Origin of the sequence: uncultured Gordonia sp. (assembly GCF_937858515.1) — a bacterium.
Classification (GTDB): Bacteria; Actinomycetota; Actinomycetes; order Mycobacteriales; family Mycobacteriaceae; genus Gordonia.
In genome coordinates this window covers 1-17,771 of record NZ_CALLZT010000206.1, presented here as the reverse complement: position 1 = coordinate 17,771, position 17,771 = coordinate 1, and the positions used below count along the sequence as shown (strand labels likewise).

The 17,771-nt window shown below is 65.7% G+C and carries 18 protein-coding genes; 14 read left to right on the top strand and 4 right to left on the bottom strand.

The window, feature by feature from the left end:
• From Q0627_RS19820 to Q0627_RS19790, 7 genes are all read left to right on the top strand, one after another.
• On the top strand, window positions 1-107 hold a 107-nt coding region (locus Q0627_RS19820), incomplete at its 5' end, for an RsfS/YbeB/iojap family protein (RefSeq protein ID WP_367180779.1).
• On the top strand, window positions 104-817 hold the full coding sequence (locus Q0627_RS19815; RefSeq protein ID WP_291011033.1) for a histidine phosphatase family protein: 714 nt from the start codon (window positions 104-106) through the stop codon (window positions 815-817). The genes Q0627_RS19820 and Q0627_RS19815, both read left to right, overlap by 4 nt.
• Complete coding sequence (gene octT, locus Q0627_RS19810) at window positions 814-1,530, top strand: diglucosylglycerate octanoyltransferase (protein ID WP_298812108.1); 717 nt, start codon at window positions 814-816, stop codon at window positions 1,528-1,530. Before Q0627_RS19815 ends, octT begins: the two co-directional genes overlap by 4 nt.
• A 10-nt stretch (window positions 1,531-1,540) precedes the next feature.
• The gene (locus Q0627_RS19805; protein WP_298812107.1) at window positions 1,541-2,401 is read left to right on the top strand and encodes a DegV family protein; all 861 of its coding nucleotides are present in this window, start codon (window positions 1,541-1,543) and stop codon (window positions 2,399-2,401) included.
• 129 nt (window positions 2,402-2,530) lie between these two features.
• The gene (locus Q0627_RS19800; RefSeq protein ID WP_324388450.1) at window positions 2,531-3,853 is read left to right on the top strand and encodes a helix-hairpin-helix domain-containing protein; all 1,323 of its coding nucleotides are present in this window, start codon (window positions 2,531-2,533) and stop codon (window positions 3,851-3,853) included.
• Window positions 3,850-5,349: a ComEC/Rec2 family competence protein gene (locus Q0627_RS19795; RefSeq protein ID WP_298812106.1), complete on the top strand. Its 1,500-nt coding sequence runs from the start codon at window positions 3,850-3,852 to the stop codon at window positions 5,347-5,349. Before Q0627_RS19800 ends, Q0627_RS19795 begins: the two co-directional genes overlap by 4 nt.
• A gap of 212 nt (window positions 5,350-5,561) precedes the next feature.
• Window positions 5,562-6,410, top strand: a complete 849-nt coding sequence (locus tag Q0627_RS19790) for a DMT family transporter (protein ID WP_291015141.1) — start codon at window positions 5,562-5,564, stop codon at window positions 6,408-6,410.
• Window positions 6,411-6,599: 189 nt separating this feature from the next.
• On the opposite strand, the gene Q0627_RS19785 is transcribed toward Q0627_RS19790, so the two are convergent.
• A complete protein-coding gene (locus Q0627_RS19785) occupies window positions 6,600-7,730 on the bottom strand; it encodes a TerD family protein (protein ID WP_298812105.1) in 1,131 nt (376 codons plus the stop codon).
• 84 nt (window positions 7,731-7,814) lie between these two features.
• The gene (locus Q0627_RS19780) at window positions 7,815-9,311 is read right to left on the bottom strand and encodes a DUF6777 domain-containing protein (protein WP_298812104.1); all 1,497 of its coding nucleotides are present in this window, start codon (window positions 9,309-9,311) and stop codon (window positions 7,815-7,817) included.
• A gap of 216 nt (window positions 9,312-9,527) precedes the next feature.
• Here Q0627_RS19780 and holA point away from each other — a divergent pair, with 216 nt between their 5' ends.
• Window positions 9,528-10,481 (top strand): DNA polymerase III subunit delta, encoded by a 954-nt coding sequence (gene holA, locus Q0627_RS19775; RefSeq protein ID WP_298812103.1) that lies wholly within the window; start codon window positions 9,528-9,530, stop codon window positions 10,479-10,481.
• Between the two features lie 62 nt (window positions 10,482-10,543).
• On the opposite strand, the gene rpsT is transcribed toward holA, so the two are convergent.
• Window positions 10,544-10,804, bottom strand: coding sequence for a 30S ribosomal protein S20 (gene rpsT, locus Q0627_RS19770; protein WP_291017383.1), 261 nt, complete (start codon window positions 10,802-10,804; stop codon window positions 10,544-10,546).
• 187 nt (window positions 10,805-10,991) lie between these two features.
• On the opposite strand from rpsT, the gene Q0627_RS19765 reads away from it, so the two are divergent.
• The 4 genes from Q0627_RS19765 (at window position 10,992) to Q0627_RS19750 (ending at window position 15,792) form a co-directional block, all read left to right on the top strand.
• Entirely contained in the window at window positions 10,992-12,113 is a 1,122-nt protein-coding gene (locus Q0627_RS19765) for a sulfotransferase family protein (protein WP_298812101.1), read from the top strand.
• 93 nt (window positions 12,114-12,206) lie between these two features.
• Window positions 12,207-13,973 carry a circularly permuted type 2 ATP-grasp protein gene (locus Q0627_RS19760; protein ID WP_291014067.1) on the top strand — a complete coding sequence of 589 codons (1,767 nt, stop codon included), beginning with the start codon at window positions 12,207-12,209 and terminating at the stop codon, window positions 13,971-13,973.
• On the top strand, window positions 13,970-14,953 hold the full coding sequence (locus Q0627_RS19755) for an alpha-E domain-containing protein (RefSeq protein ID WP_291014069.1): 984 nt from the start codon (window positions 13,970-13,972) through the stop codon (window positions 14,951-14,953). The genes Q0627_RS19760 and Q0627_RS19755 overlap by 4 nt, the downstream gene beginning before the upstream one ends.
• Window positions 14,950-15,792 (top strand): transglutaminase family protein, encoded by an 843-nt coding sequence (locus tag Q0627_RS19750; protein WP_291014071.1) that lies wholly within the window; start codon window positions 14,950-14,952, stop codon window positions 15,790-15,792. Before Q0627_RS19755 ends, Q0627_RS19750 begins: the two co-directional genes overlap by 4 nt.
• A gap of 14 nt (window positions 15,793-15,806) precedes the next feature.
• Here Q0627_RS19750 and Q0627_RS19745 read toward each other — a convergent pair whose 3' ends face one another.
• Window positions 15,807-16,436, bottom strand: coding sequence for an alpha/beta fold hydrolase (locus Q0627_RS19745; protein ID WP_291014074.1), 630 nt, complete (start codon window positions 16,434-16,436; stop codon window positions 15,807-15,809).
• A 117-nt stretch (window positions 16,437-16,553) separates the two neighbouring features.
• Here Q0627_RS19745 and Q0627_RS19740 point away from each other — a divergent pair, with 117 nt between their 5' ends.
• The gene (locus Q0627_RS19740; RefSeq protein ID WP_324388138.1) at window positions 16,554-17,420 is read left to right on the top strand and encodes a DUF559 domain-containing protein; all 867 of its coding nucleotides are present in this window, start codon (window positions 16,554-16,556) and stop codon (window positions 17,418-17,420) included.
• A 160-nt stretch (window positions 17,421-17,580) separates the two neighbouring features.
• Window positions 17,581-17,771, top strand: a 191-nt coding sequence (locus Q0627_RS19735; RefSeq protein WP_298812098.1) for a GTP-binding protein, incomplete at its 3' end; no start/stop codon positions are given.

The window sequence follows — 17,771 nt, the reverse complement described above, 5'->3', positions numbered from 1 at the left end:
ACTTCATCGACATCGTCGTCCATATCCAGCACGCCGAGGAGCGCAGCGTGTACGCGCTCGACCGGATGTGGAAGGACTGTCCGACAATCGAGATCGAGGGCTTGTGAGCGGCGGGCCGGATTCGCACGACACCTCCGTCGAGCGCCTGACGCCGGTGGCACGCAGGCTACTGTTGTTGCGGCACGGGCAGACCGAGTACAACGCGGGCAGCCGCATGCAGGGCCAGCTCGACACCGACCTGTCCGAGCTCGGCGTGCGGCAAGCTGCCGCCGCGGCGACGGTGCTGGCCAAGCGGTCACCGCTGCTGATTCGGTCGTCGGACCTGCGGCGCGCCCACGACACCGCCCTCGCGCTGGGTGCCGAGACAGGACTGCCCGTCACCACCGACGTCCGGTTGCGGGAAACGCATCTCGGCGACTGGCAGGGCATGACGCACTGGGAAGTGGACGCGATCGCGCCCGGCGCCCGGCGCATCTGGCGCGACGACGCCACCTGGGGGCCGCCCGGCGGCGAGACCCGGGTGGATGTGGCGCGGCGTGCGGTTCCGGTGGTCACCGAACTCATCGACGCCCTGCCCGAATGGGGTACCGGCGACAACCCGGACGCACCGGTGGTGCTCGTCGCCCACGGCGGTACGATCGCCGCGATGACGGCCGGCCTGCTCGACCTTCCGGTGACGTCGTGGCCGGTGTTCGGTGGTCTGGCCAACACCAGTTGGGTGCAGTTGTCCGGTCACGGGGTGCCCGGTGAGGCGCCGCGCTGGCGGCTGGATGTGTGGAATGCGTCCGCCGAGGACGCCGACCCGGGAGTGCAATGAGCATCGTCGTCCTGTCCGATTCGCTGGCCTTCTTCGGGCCCAAAGGTGGATTGCCGGCGAATGATCCCAATATCTGGCCGTCGATCGTGGCCGAACAGTGCGGCCGTGACCTGCGGTTGTTCGGCAGAATCGGCTGGACCAGCCGGGACGTGTGGTGGGCGCTCACCCAGGATCCCAATATCTGGGCGGCCATTCCCGACGCCGAGGTCGTGGTACTGGCGTTCGGCGGTATGGATTCGCTGCCGTCACCGTTGCCGACCGCGTTCCGCGAACAGATCCGCTATATCCGGCCCAACTGGCTGCGGCAGCGCGTCCGCGACGGCTATCAGTGGGTGCAGCCGCGGGCGTCGAAGCTGGGGCGTCCGCTGGCCCTGCCCGGCTCTGTGACGGCCGAATACTGGGACAAGATCGGCTCGTCGATCAGACAGTTGCGGCCCGACCTGCCGATCGTGGTGTGTCTGCCGCCGACGCACGCGAGCCCCTACTACGGCTACGTCCACAAAGGCCGGATGGAGACGACCAACGCGATCGCCGACTACGCGCGGGCCAACTCGTTCCCGACTGTCGACTTTTTCCCGACGACGCGGGATGCGTTCGCCGACCCCGATCAGCAGATGAATCCAGACGGCATCCACTGGGGTTTCCAATGCCACCGCGACCTCGCGGCCCTGGTCACGCCGGTGGTCGCCGAGGCGTTGACCGTGACCGGATAACCTAGACGCCGTGCCTGTTGTCGTCGTCACTGACTCCTCGTCCTGTCTGCCACCGTCGGTGGCCGGCCGCTACGGGATCCGTCGCGTACCGCTTCATCTGACGGTCGACGGCGTCGACTACAGCGACGGTGTCGACGAGGTGCCGGACGACATCGTGCGGGTCCCTGGGGTCAGCACTTCCGGCGCCAACCCGCACGAGATCGGCGAGGTGTTCGAGGAGGCCGTTGCGGCCAGCGACGGTGCCGGCGTGGTGGCCGTCCACATCTCCAGGCGGTTGTCCGGAACGTGGAGTGCGGCGCGGATCGCGGCGGAGAAGTTCGCCGGCCAGGTGCGAGTCGTGGATTCGCGTTCGGTGGGGCTCGCGGTGGGGTTCGCGGCGATCGCCGCGGCGCAGGCCGCCGAAACAGGTGCCGACCGGGACCGCGTGTACGAGGCGGCGATCCGGCAGGCGGCGACGCTCGACTCGCTGTACTGCGTCAGCACCCTCGACAACCTGCGGGCCAGCGGCCGTATCAGTGCGGCCGGCAAGATGCTGGGTTCGGCACTGTCGATCAAACCGATCCTGCACATGGTCGATGGCACTATGACGTTGCGCGAACGGCATCGCACCTTTTCCAAGGCGATCGCCAAGATGCAGGAGGGCGCGGTCGAATCGGCGGGCGGCCGGGCGGTGACGCTCGGTGTCCAACACTGCGAGGCACCGGAATTGGCGCGAGAGGTCGCCGACGATCTGCTTGAGAAGCTCAAGACGGTCACCTCGTCGTTGATCGTCGAGATCTCGCCCGTCCTCGGCTGTCACGTCGGTCCTGGTGCGGTCGGGGTGGTCATCGGAACGCACCTGGACCCGATCGAGGGCATCCCGGGCGATTAAACCCGCCATTCCGGATGCCGTCAAACCTTCTGTCCACAGCAGTCGGATCATGCTGACTTTATCCACAGATATTGTGTGACAGGAACTTTCGTCAGTCCGTAGCTCCGTTGACGGCCGTAAGGTCGACGCATGGCTTCCAAGATCGGTGAACAGGCATCCTCGCGCACAGCCGCCGGCGAACGGCCGCGGGCGGGCTCCTCTACGGCGAATCCTCTTGAGCGGTTACGTAATCCTTCTCCCGCTCCGATTCCCGTTGACGCGCCCGACCTATCCGAGGCCGCCGGTCCGGCGCCGATCGTGCGGTTGTCGTCTCCGCCGAAGATGCGGGTTGCGCGGACTACCGGAGACTCGGGCATTCCGCTGACCGGGGAGGTACCGGACGAGGTTGTGTCCGAAGAAGATCGGGTTCCGGAGGAAGATAGCGAGACTGATCCTGCCGGGGAAGCGGATCAGTCCGGTGATGGCGGCGCCGGGCGGGCGACCGGAGCAGGATGGGGCGCGGACGGACTGCCCGCCTGGCTGTCGGGAGCCTCTCCGGTTCCGCCCGCGCCGCCACGATCGGGTGCTCCTGATTCGCGCGCTGGTGAGCGGCACGATTTCGACTCTGGCACTGATGATCTCGACGCAGGAGGTCTCGGTACCGACGACTGGGGAAGCGACCGGTGGGGCGGGGGAGATCAGGACTGGGAATGGGATGACGACGATCAGCCGGATGAGCGGTCGCGTTCCCGGTTCGCGGTGGCGCCGCCCGCCGCCATCGCGCTGATCCTGGTCGGGGTCATCGCCTGTGTCGTAGCGGGGTTCACGTTGTGGCGCAGCGATAGTCCGGCGCCGGTGGTCGATTTTCCGCCGGCTGCTGCGGGCACCTCGGCGGAAGTTCAGCAGCAGTCGTCCGATGCCTCACCGAGTACTGGTGTTTCCACCGCTCCGACGTCGAATAGGACTGCGCCGCAGACGCACCCGATGGTCGTCAGCGTCGTCGGGCTGGTGACCAGGCCCGGTTTGGTTCGGCTGCCGTCCGGCGCTCGGGTTGCCGAGGCGATCGAACGCGCCGGCGGGGCCCGCAAGAACGCCGACCTCTTGTCGCTCAACCTCGCTCAGGTCCTGCGGGATGGGGACCAGGTGCTCGTCGGCTATGCCGGTCGCGGCGGCGGGATATCGATGCGCAGTGCTGTCGTCGGTCCCGGGTCGTCGGGAACACCCTCTGCGGCAGGAGATTCGACGGCATCGGCCGATAGCAGCGGTTCGGCCGGTGCGGCTGGAACGGTGAATCTCAACACGGCGTCGCAGGCCGAACTCGAATCCCTGCCGGGCGTCGGGCCGGTCACCGCGAAATCGATACTCGACTGGCGCCAACGCAACGGCCGGTTCACCTCCGTCGACCAACTCACCGAGGTCGACGGGATCGGCCCGGCCCGGCTGGAGAAGTTGCGCGACAAGGTCATAGTGTGACGCCGGCGCGCGACCTGCGGCTGCTCGCGCCCGCCGCCGCGGTGTGGGGGACAACAATCGTGGGTTTGCTTGCGGTGTCGGCGATCAGGGTTCTCGTGATCGTCTGTGTGGCTGCGCTGGTGGGCCTTTCGGGTGCGGTACGGGCGGGGTTGGTGTCGTGGCGAGCGGTGGGGATCGTGGTGCTGGTACTCGGAATGGCAGGGACAGCCGGAACTGCGCTGTCATTCAGAGTGGCTGCGATACAACAGTTTCCGCTACATGATGAGCGAGGCAAGACGACGGTCACGGTGCGTGTCGTCGACGACCCGGTGCCGCTGCGACCGGCCGCCTCGGGTCGGTCCCGCATTCGGGTCGACGTCGTGGCGATCGGAGAGCGGTCGGTCAGCGCGGCGGGCGCGCACCTGCTGGGCGCGACATCGGACTGGGCGCAGATGGTCCCGGGGCAACGCGCCCGCGTCTTGGTGCGGGTCCGGCCACCACCCGAACACACGATGCTGGTGGCGTCGCTGACCGCCGTCGGTACACCAACACTCGTCGGCGAACCACCTGCTCATCAGCGGGTCGCGGCGCATATCCGTGACCGACTGCGCACCCTCAGTGCCCGGGCGTTGAGCTCACCTGAATCCGGTCTCCTGCCCGGCCTGGTCCTCGGCGACATCTCCGGCCTGGACGACGAAGTGCGCGACGACTTCCGTGATGCGGGCCTGAGCCACCTCACCGCCGTCTCGGGAAGCAACTTCGCCATCGTCTGCGGCGCGGCACTGGTCCTGCTCGCCCTACTGGGTTGTCCGCGTAGGCTTCTCCCGATCCTCGGCCTGCTGGTGATCGTCGGTTTCGTGATCCTGGTCCGCCCGTCTCCGAGTGTCCTGCGGGCCGCGATGATGGGTTCGGTCGGACTCCTCGCCATGCTCAGCCGACGAAGATCCCAGGCGTTACCCGCACTCGGGACCGCCGTCATCGTCGGCCTGCTGTGGTGGCCCGAACTCGCCCTTGCCCCCGGCTTCGCGCTCTCGGTAGCCGCGACCGCCGGAATCGTCCTGTGGGGACCGGCAATCCGGGACTGGCTGTGGCACTACCGAATACCCACCGGCGTCGCCGAAGTGCTCGCGATGGCCATCGCCGCGCAACTGGTGACCGCTCCCATCATCGCTTTGATCAGCGGCCGGTTCAGCATCGTCGCGATCGCAGCCAACATCCTGGTGGTACCGGTCGTCGGGGTGATCAGCATCGTCGGCACGGTGCTCGCGATCATCGGCTCGGTCGGTACGTCCGGCGGATTCGGTTGGGTGGTCGCCGAACTCCTGGCCCGCCTACTCGGCCCCGCCCTCTGGTGGATGGTCACCTGTGCCCGCGTCCTCGGTGGGTGGGCCTGGGCATCGATTCCGGTGCCCGACGGTGTCGTGGGTGCGGCCGTGGTGGGCGGGGCGACGCTCGTCGTCGGGCTGTGGGCGCGGAGTCGGATGTCCGCGCACAGGTTTGGTCCCGAGCAGGCATAGTCCAATTCGGAATCCAGGTGCCGGTACCGGGCGCCCGGATTCCGTTGATGGTCGGCGCGGTGGCGCCCAGGCTGATGATGCCGACCGGGCGGCATCGTCGTGATGCCTGGCCTACAGTGAGCCCGGTGAGCCTCGCTGATTCCACGCCGGCCGGCAGGAAGGCAGCAGACCGTCTGCTGCCGCCCGGCTTGATGATCGTCGGCGCGACGTCGATGTATCTGGGTGCGGCAGTGGCAGTAGGACTGTTCGACGCGATCGAGCCGGCGGGCGTGGCATGGTTGCGGATCGCCGGCGCGGCCGTCGTTCTGGTGCTGTGGGTTCGGCCGGGTCGCGCAGCATGGCACTGGCGCCGGCTGCGTCTGGCGTCGGCGTTCGGACTGATGACCGCGGCGATGAACATCGCGTTCTATGAAGCACTCGACCACCTGCCACTCGGGTCGGCGGTGGCGCTGGAGTTCTTGGGGCCGATCGCGGTGGTCGTGGCGGGTTCGCGGACACGACGGGACCTGGTGGCGCTGGTGTTCGCGGTGGTGGGGGTAATGCTTATCGCGGATGTGCGCTGGAGCGGGACGGCATGGGGTGTGATTCTCGCGCTGACTGCGGCCACGTGCTGGGCCGGCTACATCGTGTTGGGCAAGAAGGTCGCCCAACGCGGGTCCGGTGTCGAGGATCTGGCAACCGGGTTCGTGATGGCGGCGCTGCTGACCTCACCGTTGATCTGGCTGGTATGGCGGGGGATCGACTGGGACGCCCCTGGCTGGCAGACCGGCGGTGACGGCGCGTCGATCTGGGCGGTGCTGTGCTTGGGGCTGGCGGTGGGCGCAGCCTCGAGCGCCGTTCCGTACGGACTGGATCAGGTCGTGCTGAGGCGGATCGGCGCGGGACGCTTCGCCTTGTTGATGGCATTGCTGCCGGTGACCGCGGCGGTGATCGGCTTTCTCGCGCTCGGCCAGGTGCCGCATTCATGGGAGATCGCCGGGATCGTGTGTGTGGCCGTCGCGGTGGCGGTGCGCACCGCCGACCCGGATGAGGGTGAGGTCGAATCAGCGACGGACAGGTGATTGCGACGCCGCGCGGACTCCGGATCCTTTGATCCGGCCCTGTGGTGGATGGTTACCTGCGCCCGTTTCCTCGGCTGGGCATCGATCCCCGTTTCCGAGGCGTGCCTGGCGCGGTGTTGGTCGCGCTGGCAACCGGGCTGGCGGTCACGGTGTTCCGATTGCGGCCGTCCAGCCGCTCGGGCATTCAGGTCACATGAACTGACGGGATTGCTTGGCGGCCTTCTTCGGTGTGCGGGCCGAGAATCCCTCCCCGATCGCACGGAGCTTCCATTCGCCGTTCTGCCGGTCGATGGCGGCCATCAGGATCGCCGTATGTGGCACCTTCTGGTTGAGCGTGTAGCGGGCCAGTTCCGTGTTGGTGGTGGTGTCGACGAGCCGGCAATAGGCGTTCTGGACGGATTTGAAGGATTGCCCCAGAAAGGAGGTGACGGTGAAGCCAAGCTTGTCGATGTGCGGTGGAATACGTTGTAGAGCAATCGATATCGTTTCATCATCGCCCTCGCCGTGGCCGGTCAGATTGTCCCCGGAATGGACGATCGAGCCGTCGTTGCTGCGAAGATGGTAGAAGCACACGATTTCCATACACTCACTGCCGGAGTACATCAGTACCGATGCGTCGAGGTCGATCGATCGGCCGCGGCCAGGGTCCCAGCCCAGTGCCATCGCGATGTCGGTCAGTGCGACGTTGCCGTCTTTGCGCAGCGTCACCCGCTGTCCCTTGACGAGGTTGACCGGCCGGTTCTTGCTGAGGCTGATCTCCGGGACCGGTGCTGGGGCCGCCACCGGTTGCGGTGCCTGTACCGGTGGGGGTGGTGTGGGTTCGTCGTCGACGCTGACTCCGTGGTCACGTACCAGGTCGGCGAAACCGCCGGCGTATCCCTGCCCGACGGCGCGAACCTTCCATTGGTTGCCGCGCCGATATATCTCGATCGCGACCACGACTGATTCGCTCGAAAGTCCTTCGATCATATAGGAATACAGTTCGTTTCCGGCTACGTCGAGGATCCGGGCGATTGGTGCGGGGAACTGCCCGAACCTGAGCCCGGCGTCGTCAAGAGTGATGACGGTACGGACCGCGGCGATATCGGCGGGCACCTGCCCGGTGACGACGTGGAGTCGGGCCATCCGCCCCGGACCGGGTTTCAACTGCACGCCGGGACCCATCGGCTGGTTGTAGAACACGAAGTCGTTGTCGCTGCGGACGACACCCCGGTCGGTGACCAACAGCGCGGACACGTCGGCAAGCGCCGCGAATGTGACGTCCACGACCACTGCGTCCACTGTCAGTGGACCGTTCTGCCCTTTGCTGAGCGCGCTCATCGGACGAGTTTAGCGGTCTCGTAGGCAGGTCGCGTAGTGCCTCATGTCAAACTGCCCGCGAAACGCTGGTGATGTTCGGGGCTACTATTCGAATGGGCAGTGAGGATCGACACCGGTCGACGGTTCGATGGCCCTGATCCCCCTGACTTTGTTGTCGCTGATGATGAACAGTACGGCCCGGCCGGCTTTGTCGACGAAATATGGTGTCGGAGTTAAGCCCAACCGGCAAGTTCGCCGTTCGGCGTCGGCATAAGCCTTCTCGATATCGGCAGCTGGAGAACCGATCTTGATTCCTCGGTCGGTGCCATACCACCTGAACTGGAGGATGATTCCTTCCTCGTTGACCCAGACCTCCGCCACGTTGGGCGAGGTCAGAGTTTGGGCATCGAAGGTGTTTTCACGGAAGTCGTAGAAAATTGTTCCGTACGGATACATGCCAGGTGTGGTTATTACATTCTTCTTCACGTACGTGTTCGGGATCTTTGATCCCGGGTCGCCGACGTACACTCCGCCGGCACCGCCGAAGGTGAGCAGGCTGTCGGGTCCGAGGGTGACCGGTTCGTTGGAGGGGGCTGCGCGGCTGCCGTTACAGATCTCAGTCCCATCATCGCCGGTCGGGTTGAGACCGGCACGATCACGTGATCGGAAGATGCTCCGGTAGGTCCAGACGCCGTTGCACCATCCGAGGTCGTAGGCGAGTACCCACATGTCGGAGCGCTGCTCGTCGGGGTATTGGGGGTTTTCGCGATCTTGGGTTCGTCCCAGGCCGATTGCGGTGTCGCCGCCCCACGATTCCCAGGTGATGTCTCCTACAGTGCTTGAAGCGGTTGAGGCAATAGAGAATCCTCCCGGTTTGGCCGTGCCGAATCCTGTCGCCCAACCTGATGTATCGAACTTGTCACGTCCCAGCACCGGGACCGGTTTGGTGTAGTCGTCTTTTGCGGGTTTTGTTGCGACGTTGTTGAGGTCGAATCCTTGTGGTGCGCCAGTGATGTCGGTGGCGCTGTTCTTGGCGGGTTTCAGTGGATTGCCGCAGGCACAGCGGACGCGGGGGATTCCTTTGTTGTCGACGAGGACCGCGGTGCCGGTGTCGAGGACGGATTGGAGTTGGCGGGGTTGGCCGGATTCGTAGTCGTGGTTGGTGACTTGTAGTGGGGTGGTGATGGTTTCGGAGTGCAGGGTGTCGATGTAGGTGTTGATTTCGGTGGTCTTGATGCCGATGATCTGCGCCCAGGCGGCTGCGGCTGAGGGGTTGGCGGCGAGTTGGGTTTTGAGTTTGGTCGGGTTGCAGGTTCCGGCTTCGGCGATTGTTTCGCCGGCGGCTGTGGTGAGGGTGTCGTCGATGAGGGCTGGGTCGGTGAAGGGTGTGGTGGTGGTGAAGTCTGCTGCTTCGTAGCGGGCGATGGTTGTGGTGTCGCGCAGGACGAAGACGTAGAGCAGTGTGGCGACGAGGGCTACGACGAGGATGGCGGCGATGGCGGCGAGTGCGGCTGTGGTGGTGGTGATGCGTTGCCGGGGCGGTGGGTATCCGGCTGGTGGGTAGGCGCCCGTCGGGGGACCGGGTGGAAATTGTGTGGTCATGTGACTGTCCGATCGATGCCGGGCCGTTGTTCTGTAGGTTCAGACCGTAGCGCAATCGTCGTGTTGATCGGCTGGAAGTGTTGTCGCCCAGACGGATGAAACGTGTCGTCGATCAAGGTGGAATCGAGGGGCCAGTATTCGGCACCTGAGTTCCGAATAGAAGGGCCGGCTGCCTGGCAGGACGGTGCCCGATTGGTGATCTGGCACGATGGGGCCGTGAGTGAACGCCTGCATCTGTTGCTGGGGGACGACGACTTCCTGACCGGTCGTGTCGTCGAATCGATCGTTGCCGAGCGGTCGGCGGAGGTCGGTGCTGATGTGCCCGTGACGCGGGTGCGGGCCGGGGACGTGACTGAACATGAGCTGGCCGAACTGCTCAGCCCGTCGCTGTTCGCCGAGGAGCGGGTGATTGTGGTCGAGGCGGCGGCCGACGCGGGGAAGGCTCCTGCGGAGTTGATCGTTGCCACCGCGAACGCGTTGCCTGACGGGATTACGCTGGCCGTCGTGCATACCGGTGGTGGGCGCGCCAAGTCGATTATTCCGGCATTGAAGAAGGCCGGCGCGGTGGAATACAAGTGCGAAAAGCCGAAGTGGCCGTCGGACAAGGCGACCTTCGTCAACGCAGAGTTCAAGCGGCTCGGTGCGCGGGTGAGCGGGGACGTCGTCGAGCAGGTCGTCGACAGTGTGGGTGGGGAACTGCGGGAGCTGGCAGCGGCGTGCAGCCAACTGGTCGCCGATACCGGTGGGAAGGTCACCCGCGAGGTCGTGCTCACCTATTACCAGGGGCGCGCAGAGGTGACCGGGTTCGAGGTGGCTGACAAGGCTGTAACCGGTGATCGGGCGGGGGCACTGGAATCGCTCGCGTGGGCATGCCACCACGGAGTGCCGCGGGTGTTGCTGGCCGACGCCCTCGCCGAGGCTGTCCACGCGATCGCGCGGGTGCGGGGCGTGTCGGGGGACCAGTATTCGGTGGCCCGGGAACTGGGAATGCCGCCCGGGCGGGTCAAGAAGGTACAGGGTCAGGCACGAGCCTGGGATTCCTCATCGATCGCGCAGGCGATGATCGTCGTCGCTCAGCTCAACGGTGACGTGAAAGGGCAGGCAGCCGACGCCGACTACGCCCTCGAACATGCCGTGTCGACGGTAGCGGACCTGCGAACACGTAGATAGGGCGAGCACGCCAGAAACCCGGTGATCGCGTGGAGATCACCGGGTTTGAAGTCAGCTGCGGATCAGAGCTTGTTGACGGCCAGAGCGATGGCCGACTTCTTGTTGGCGGCCTGATTGGCGTGGATGACGCCCTTGCTGGCGGCCTTGTCGAGCTTCTTGCTCGCGACCTTGCCCAGCTCGGCGGCCTTGTCCTTGTCGCCGGTCTCGACGGCCTCACGGAAGTGGCGGATCGCGGTACGCAGCGACGAACGCACCGACTGGTTGCGCTGACGACGCGCCTCGTTGGTCAGGTTGCGCTTGATCTGCGATTTGATGTTTGCCACGCGGGTTCCCTCTACGTTTGCGGTGTAAAAGCTGTCAACTTGCTTGTGTGGTGATGTGCATCACCCGATCACACCTGCCGCAGGGGCGGTGTGCAACAGCGGTCTACTTTACCTGACGGGCCGCAACGCCCCCAAATCGTCACGTCCGGCAGGTTCCGGCGAACCGACGGAATAGGCTCGGACGATCATGTCAGCTGTATACCTGCACATCGGACTGCCGAAGACCGGAACCACCCACCTCCAGGACCGGCTCTGGCGCAACCGCGACCTCGCGCTCTCCTCGTCGGGCCTGCTCTATCCGGGCAATGAGATCGCCGACCACTTCCACGCGGCCGCCCACCTGCAGCCCGACCGCTACCTCGACTGGGTGGACCCGGAGTTCGCGTCGGCGTGGCCGACAATGGTGGCGCAGATGAAGGCGTGGCCGCAGCGCTCGCTCGTCAGTCACGAACTGTTCGCCACCGCCACGGCCACGCAGGTAGAGAAGCTCATGTCCGATCTGAGCTTCGCCGACGAGGTGCACGTGCTGGTGACCGTCCGCGATCTGGGTCGGCAGCTGCCGTCGGTGTGGCAGGAGAACGTCAAGAATCAGCGCACCGCGACCATCGGCGAATTTGTCGACTCCGTGCTCGCCCACGCACCTGGAACCTCCGAAATGGCTGCCGGCCGCGAGGAACCCTTTTGGGAATTCCAGGACTATGTACGAATCCTGCGCACCTGGGCACCGTTCGTCGGTGCCGAACGGGTGCACGTGATCACGGTGCCGAAGACCCGCACCGGAGACGACCTCTGGAACCGTTTCCTGTCGGTCATCGGCGTCGACCCGGCTGCGCTGACCATTCCGGTGCCCGACCTGAACTCGTCGCTCTCGGCGGCGCAGACCGAATTCGTGCGGAGACTCAACACCCGGCTGCAACCCGACGACATCGAGTGGCGGCGGTACGAGCGGGTGATGAAGGGACAGATCATCGGCGAAATCCTGTTCGCCGAACGCGAGGGCCGTGCACAGCGGCTGTCGGGCGAACATCTGCGGTGGGCGGCCGAACACAGCCACGCGATGATCGCCGACATCGCGGCAGCCGGCTACCGGGTGGTCGGCGATCTCGACGATCTTGCAGTCGACCCGACGGACGAACGAACCGAGGCGCTGACCGACGCCGGGGGGCTCGACGTCGGGTGGGGCAGGGTGGCCGCTCTCGTCCAGTCGGCAGCCCTGCCGAAGACCCGCCAGCACTGGCAGACACGAACGGCGAATGTGGTGCGCCGCGTACGGCGCCGGGCGTTGGGCGTTCGGCGAAAACTGCGGTAGCGCGGCAAAATCTGGTGTCCCGGGGCGTCCTCTCGCGGGTCAGTCGCTCAACAGTCCTGCCGAGTTCGGGTTTTTGTAGCACCATGTCAAGTTATGAGTGCCGCGTCGACAACGAAGGCCGCCAAGCGTACCCCCGCCAAGGCTGCCCAGCCCAAGCCCGCAACAGCCTCGGCCAAGGCAACAAAACCCAGAACTCCGGCCAAACGCTCGAAGCCCGCGACCACCCAGCCACGCGAGATCGAGAGCACGTTCTTCGGCGGCTACACCGGCGCGCCGTCGTTCGGAAAGCCCTACGACGAGATGTTCGACGCCGGCGGTGAGGTACGCCCGGCATACCGCGGCATCTTCAAGGCGTTGGCAGAATCCAGTCGCGAAGACCTCGACGCCCGGATCGATGCTCTCGGAAGGGCATTCATCGACCAGGGCGTGACGTTCTCGCTGTCGGGAAAGGAACGGCCGTTCCCACTCGACGTTCTGCCGCGCGTCATCTCGGCAGCCGAATGGACCAAACTCGAGGGCGGCATCGCCCAGCGTGTGCAAGCGCTCGAATTGTTCCTCGATGATGTGTACGGCACGCAGGAGATCCTGCGCGATGGGGTGCTGCCCAAACGACTTGTCCACTCGTGTGAGCACTTTCACCGGCAGGCGGCAAATATCCGCCCGCCCAACGGGGTTCGCATCCACGTCGCCGGTATCGACCTCATTCGCGACGAGAACGGCGAGTTCCGGGTGCTGGAGGACAACCTGCGCTCGCCGTCGGGTGTGTCGTATGTGATCGAGAACCGGCGCACCATGGCGCGGGTGTTTCCGGACCTGTTCGCCTCGCACAGGGTGCGGGCGGTCGGCGACTATCCGAGCCATCTGCTGCGCGCGCTGCGGGCGTCGGCGGCGTTCAACGAGGCCGACCCCAACATCGTGGTTCTCACTCCGGGCGTGGCCAATTCGGCGTACTTCGAGCATTCGCTGCTGGCTCGGCTGATGGGCGTCGAACTCGTCGAGGGCCGTGACCTGTTCTGCCGCGACAACGTCGTGTACATGCGCACCACCGAGGGTGAGCAGCGGGTCGATGTCATCTATCGCCGCATCGACGACGACTTCCTCGACCCGATGCAGTTCCGCCCTGACTCGATGCTGGGGGTGGCCGGCCTGCTCAACGCCGCCCGCGCCGGCAACGTGGTCATCTCGAGTGCGGTGGGCAACGGCGTCGGTGACGACAAACTCATCTACACCTATGTGCCCGAGATCATCCAGTACTACCTGGGCGAGAAGCCGTCGCTCAAGAACGTCGACACCCTGCGGTGCTGGCTTCCGGACGAGTGCGAAGAGGTTCTCGACCGCATCGACGAGCTCGTCGTCAAACCAGTTGAGGGATCGGGCGGTTACGGGATCGTGTTCGGCCCGGATGCGACGAAGGCCGAACTCGACGTACTGGCGAAGAAGGTCCGCAATGATCCGCGCGGCTGGATCGCGCAACCGGTCGTGCAGTTGTCGACGGTCCCCACCAAGATCGGTGAACGGATGCGGCCGCGGCATGTCGATTTGCGCCCGTTCGCCGTCAACGACGGCGAATCGGTATGGGTGCTCCCCGGTGGCCTGACGCGCGTGGCGCTGCCCGAGGGTTCGTTGGTGGTCAACTCCAGCCAGGGAGGCGGCTCCAAGGACACCTGGGTGCTGGCCGCCCGTGGCTCCGGGGGTGAGCGCGAACTCGCCGGTGCCAAGGTGGTCTCGAGCCGGGTCGCGGCGCGGCCGGCGGAAAGCGCACCCGAGCCCATCCACACGCAGACCCAGCAGCAACAACAACAAGGGCCGATCGCGGCACCCGCACAGGTCCGCACAGGACAGGAAGGCGGCGGGCAATGATGCTGGCCAGAAATGCCGAATCCCTGTATTGGATCGGCAGATACGTCGAACGCGCCGATGACATGGCACGCATCCTCGACGTCGCGATCCATCAGATCCTGGAGGATTCCACCGTCGACGTCGACCGTTCGGCCCGGCGGGTGATCCAGGTGCTCGGATTGCAGGCCCCCGATCCGAACGTGCCCGCGGACGTGTTCACCCTCACCGAACGTGTTGCCTACGACCAGGATTCGTTCGGGTCGATCGTCGACCTGATTCATGCCGCGCGTGAGAACGCCCGTGGCGCACGAGAAGTCACATCGTCCGAGATGTGGGAGTGCCTGAATACCACCTACAACGGGCTCGTCGATGCCGAGGAACGGGCCCGCACACTCGGTCCGCACGAGTTTCTTTCGTATGTGAAGAACCGTGGGGCAATGTTCTCCGGACTGGCCGACGCCACTCTCAGCCACGACGACGGGTATCGCTACCTGCTGCTCGGACGGTCCATCGAACGCGTCGACATGACCATCCGCATGGTGCTTTCGCGCGCCGGCGAGCGCGCCACGTCACCACAATGGGTGAGCGTGCTGGTGTCCGCGGGAGCCCACGACACGTACCTGCGTACCTACCGAGGCGTGATCGACGCCGAGAAGGTACTCGAATTCATGTTGCTGGACCGGCTTTTCCCACGATCGGTGTTCCATGCGCTGTGTGTGGCCGAACGCAATCTGTCCGAACTGGGGAAGGGCCCCAGTCGCGTCGGTGCGCAGGCCCAGGCGTTGTTGCTTCTGGGGCGGGCGCGGAGTTCGCTGGAGTTCCTGGACTCGGGCGACCTGCTCGACGGACTCGAGGAGCGGCTGCTGGATCTGCAGGACACCTGTCGCGCCGTCAACGAGGCCGTGACGAATCAATACTTCCACGTGTCACCGTATGTCGCGTGGGCCGACGCTCGGGTGAGTGACGGCGAAGTACTCGCTATCGAGGAGAGTGAACTGTGAGTTGGCGTCTGCGAGTGGTCCATTCGACGGGCTTCGCCTACAAGAGTCCGGTGACCTCGTCGTACAACGAGGCCCGTCTGACGCCGCGGAGCGACCACAGGCAGAACGTCATCGTCAATCGCGTGGAAACGGTGCCCGCCTCGCGTGCGTACCGGTACACCGACTACTGGGGATCGGCGGTGACGGCATTCGATCTGCACGCCCCACACAACGAGTTGGAGGTGTCGGGTCTGTCGGTAGTGGAGACCGAGGCGAGTGAGCGCCCCGAGAAGCAGGCGTCGTGGGACGACCTGCACGCCGAACACATCGTGGACCGCTACGACGAGATGCTCACCAACACCGCGTATGTGCCCAAGAACCGGAGCCTGGCGGCGGCGGCCAAGCGTCTGGCCAGAGGCAAGACGCCGGAGGAAGCGGTCGAGGCGATCTGCAAGTACGTGTACGGCGAGATGGAGTACGTTCCCGGAACCACCGGCGTGCACACCACCGCCGTCGACGCCTGGAACGAACGCAAAGGCGTCTGCCAGGACTACGCACACCTCACCCTGCTGATGCTGCGGTCGCTCGGCATCCCGGCGCGCTATGTGTCGGGCTATCTGCACCCGGACCCCAAGGCGCCGATCGACAAGACGGTCGCGGGACAGAGTCACGCCTGGATCGAGGCATGGACGGGCGGTTGGTGGGGCTTCGACCCCACCAACGACACCCCGATCACCGAACGCCACGTATCGGTGGGCGTGGGCCGGGACTACGCAGATGTGTCACCGCTGCGTGGTGTGTACACAGGCGGCGGCGCCACAGACCTCGACGTGGTCGTCGAGATCACCCGCCTCGCCTGAGGATCCGGTCAGCGTCAGCCGTAGCGGTCCTTCCGGTTGAGGAGAAATTCATCGACGGCGTCGGCGGTGAGTTCGGCGACACCGGTCTTGTCCGGTTTCAGGTCGTGGGGTGCGACGACCTCGACCACCTGTACCGGGGCGGTGAACAGGCCGATGGCGTCGGCGACTTCGTCGCTGGTGGCGAAGGGGTCACGGGTGCCGTGCACGATCAGCGTCGGCACCGCGATCTCCGGCAGATGTTCGGTGCGCATCCGTTCGGGCCTACCGGGCGGATGCAGCGGATACGACGACAGCAGCAGCCCGTCGGCGACCTCGGAATCCTCGGCCACCAGCATCGACGCCTGCCTGCCGCCATACGAATGCCCGCCGACGATCAACGGTCCCTCGGATTCGTCGCGGAACAGCTCGCACGCTTCCCGGATCCCGTCCCGGTCGGCTGCCGCCTTAGACGGACTCGGCGGCCCCTTCGGCCGCTCCTGCCGGTACGGCAGATCGATCCGCGCGACAACCAGCCCCCGCGCGCACAGCGCGTCGGCGTAACCGCGCAGGATCGCCGCGTCCCGATTCCCGCCCGCCCCATGCGCGAGCACCACCACCCCGCGCGCCACCCCGTCGGGCCGCACCACATCCGCCACCACAGTCATGTGCTCACGGTAAGCCATCGGAAACTCCGCGTTTTGTGTCGCCTCGCGCTACAAAACGCGGAGTTTTCGGGCGAAATGGAACCTTTGGGCCGGTTGGTGCGTCTGATTCGCGTGCAGATGCCCGCCGTGTTACGCAAGCTTGCTCTTGAGCACGACGGAGTCGTCACGATCGACGCAGCGCTTGACGCCGGGATGTCACGGTCGTCGGTGTATCGGCGGGTCAGGGCGGGCGAGTGGCGCAGCCACGGTAATGGGGTGTACAGCATCGCCGACCATCCGCAGACCGCACGAACCCGACTCCGGGTCGAGACGTTGATTTTGGGTGAGTCCGCGGTCCTGTCGGGCCTCGGTGCGGCGTATTGGCACGGGCTGGCCGACCAGGCGCCGAGGATCATCACCGTGACCGTTCCGCCCAGCAAGAATGTGCTGGCGGTCCGGAAGTCGGTGCGGCTGCGATACCGGGATCTGGAGGACGCCGACGTCGTTACCCGGGTAGGTCTGCCGGTCATCGGGGTTCCGCTGTCGGCGCTGGAAGGGGCTGTAGAAGGCGGTGCCGAGGTGGTGGACAACGCGCTCCTACTGCATCGGGTGTCGATCGCGCAATTGCACGCGGCTGCCGGGCGTCGTCGCGGGAGATCGGGCCACCCGGAGATGGTTCGCCTTTTGGAAGGTGTCGGAGACGGTGCGCGGTCGGCGGCCGAACGTGTAATGGCTACGTTGTTGCGTCGGGCGCGGATTCGTGGCTGGGTCGCGAACTATCCGACCGCCGGATACTACGTCGACGTTGCGTTTCCGGAGAAGATGCTCGCCGTCGAGATCGACGGCTTCGCCAGTCACGGCGGAGCGCGCGCCTTTCAACGCGACAGGACCCGCCGCAACGCACTGATCACCGCCGGCTGGACAGTGATCAACTTCACCTGGGCCGACCTCACCGACCGCCCCGAGTACGTCACTGACTGCATCCGCCAAGCCCTAACTGCCTAACCGCAGACTCCGCGACTTGTCGCGCCATACGACACAAATCGCGGAGTCTCCGGTTGGCGGGCCGTCGGCCGGTGACGCTCGTCCGGTGGTGGTGGGACGGGTGCGGGTTCGGTCATGCGGCGACCCTATCGACCGGGTGTGGGAAACTGGACGGTGACCTGTGCCAGTCGAGGCACCCGCTGAAGGAGCAGTAGAGATTCCCAACTTCGCCGACACCACCTTCACCGACCCATCGCGGATCCGGAACTTCTGCATCATCGCCCACATCGATCACGGAAAGTCGACGCTGGCCGACCGGATGCTGCAGCTCACCGGCGTGGTGGAGGAGCGTGCGATGCGCGCGCAGTACCT

Excerpts from the sequence above, each read along its gene's own strand:
- octT (WP_298812108.1), top strand. The coding sequence starts at position 814 with ATGAGCATCGTCGTCCTGTCCGATTCGCTGGCCTTCTTCGGGCCCAAA.
- Q0627_RS19800 (WP_324388450.1), top strand. The coding sequence starts at position 2,531 with ATGGCTTCCAAGATCGGTGAACAGGCATCCTCGCGCACAGCCGCCGGC.
- Q0627_RS19790 (WP_291015141.1), top strand. The coding sequence starts at position 5,562 with ATGTATCTGGGTGCGGCAGTGGCAGTAGGACTGTTCGACGCGATCGAG.
- Q0627_RS19785 (WP_298812105.1), bottom strand. The coding sequence starts at position 7,730 with ATGAGCGCGCTCAGCAAAGGGCAGAACGGTCCACTGACAGTGGACGCA.
- Q0627_RS19780 (WP_298812104.1), bottom strand. The coding sequence starts at position 9,311 with ATGACCACACAATTTCCACCCGGTCCCCCGACGGGCGCCTACCCACCA.
- Q0627_RS19765 (WP_298812101.1), top strand. The coding sequence starts at position 10,992 with ATGTCAGCTGTATACCTGCACATCGGACTGCCGAAGACCGGAACCACC.
- Q0627_RS19760 (WP_291014067.1), top strand. The coding sequence starts at position 12,207 with ATGAGTGCCGCGTCGACAACGAAGGCCGCCAAGCGTACCCCCGCCAAG.
- Q0627_RS19755 (WP_291014069.1), top strand. The coding sequence starts at position 13,970 with ATGATGCTGGCCAGAAATGCCGAATCCCTGTATTGGATCGGCAGATAC.
- Q0627_RS19745 (WP_291014074.1), bottom strand. The coding sequence starts at position 16,436 with ATGACTGTGGTGGCGGATGTGGTGCGGCCCGACGGGGTGGCGCGCGGG.
- Q0627_RS19740 (WP_324388138.1), top strand. The coding sequence starts at position 16,554 with ATGCCCGCCGTGTTACGCAAGCTTGCTCTTGAGCACGACGGAGTCGTC.